Annotated in this window: 2 protein-coding genes; one reads left to right on the forward strand and one right to left on the reverse strand. The window is 74.1% G+C overall.

Translation table 11 applies throughout. From position 1 onward, the window contains the following. Window positions 1-63: 63 nt before the first annotated feature. Window positions 64-918 (forward strand): STAS domain-containing protein, encoded by an 855-nt coding sequence (locus E1264_RS42755; protein WP_132183304.1) that lies wholly within the window; start codon window positions 64-66, stop codon window positions 916-918. 1 nt (window position 919) lies between these two features. On the opposite strand, the gene E1264_RS44360 is transcribed toward E1264_RS42755, so the two are convergent. Beyond that, window positions 920-1129 (reverse strand): hypothetical protein (locus E1264_RS44360; protein WP_165964681.1); only part of this gene is annotated, 210 nt, incomplete at its 5' end.

Here is a 1129-nt window from a genome sequence, read left to right on the forward strand (position 1 = left end):
GCCACGACCGCTCCGCCCCGGCCCGCCCGCGCGGCCACGAGAACCCCGATCGGGATGTGACACATGAAGGACACCATCGTGCCGGGCCTGAGCATCGAGACCCGGCGAGGGTTCATCGTGCTGAGCCTGCCCGCGCAGATCAGCTGGCAGAACTACGCGGGGATCAGGGAAGGGGTGAGCAAGGCGCTGTCCCTCGCCGCCGGCGCGGCCCCGCCGCGGGGACGGCGGCGCGGCGGCCCCCGCGGCGGGGTCGTCGTCGACTTCGGTGACGCGGTGCTGCTGGACGCGGCCGGGCTCGTCCTGCTGGCCCGCGCCGAGACGCGGGCGCAACTGCTCGGCTGCGTGCTGCGGGCCGTCGTGCCCGAACCGTCCGTCCACGTGCGGCGGGCCCTGCGGCTCACCGGCCTGGCGCGGCTCGTCCCGATGTTCCCGGACGTCGCGTCGGCCACGGCCGCGCCCGTCCCGGACGGCGATGGGACGGACGTCGACACCACCCACGTGCTGGACGCCATCCGGGCCCTGCACCCGGGTGACGCCGGGCTCGCGCCGAACCCGCCCGCCCCGTCCGAACTCATGATCACCACGACGGCGGCCGGGGACGGCGACCACACCGTCGTCCACCTGTCCGGGGTGCTGGACGAGGTCACGGTGCCGCGGCTCGGGGAGACGCTCACCAAGCTCGTGGAGGGGAACCTGCGCCACCTCATGGTGCGGATGCACGACCGGCTCGGCGTCCGCTGCGACCCGCTGCCGATCCTGCTCGGCATCCGCTGGCGCGTCGCCGCCGACGGCGGCTGCCTCGCGCTCCCGGCGCTGCCCGCCAGGCTCCGCGAGATCATCGACCGCGAGGGTCTCGGCTCGGTCTTCACCGGATGCCGCTCCATCGAGGACCGCCTGCTGGCCGCCGAGCCCGTCTGACTCAGCTGCCGCCGCTCGTCCTCTTCGTGGTCCTGCGCTTCCTGGGAGGGTTCTCGGCCCGCACACGTCCGGCGTCCGGCTTCTCGAACGTGAGGATGTGTGCGGGTTGGGTGTGGGGGTCCAGGCGGATGTAGTTGGAGCGGGTCCAGGTGTAGGTGGCGCCGTCGAGGTGGTCGGTGACGGTGAAGGTGCGGGCGGGGTCGTCGGGCAG

It is taken from the genome of Actinomadura sp. KC216 (genome assembly GCF_004348535.1).
Lineage (GTDB): Bacteria > Actinomycetota > Actinomycetes > Streptosporangiales > Streptosporangiaceae > Spirillospora.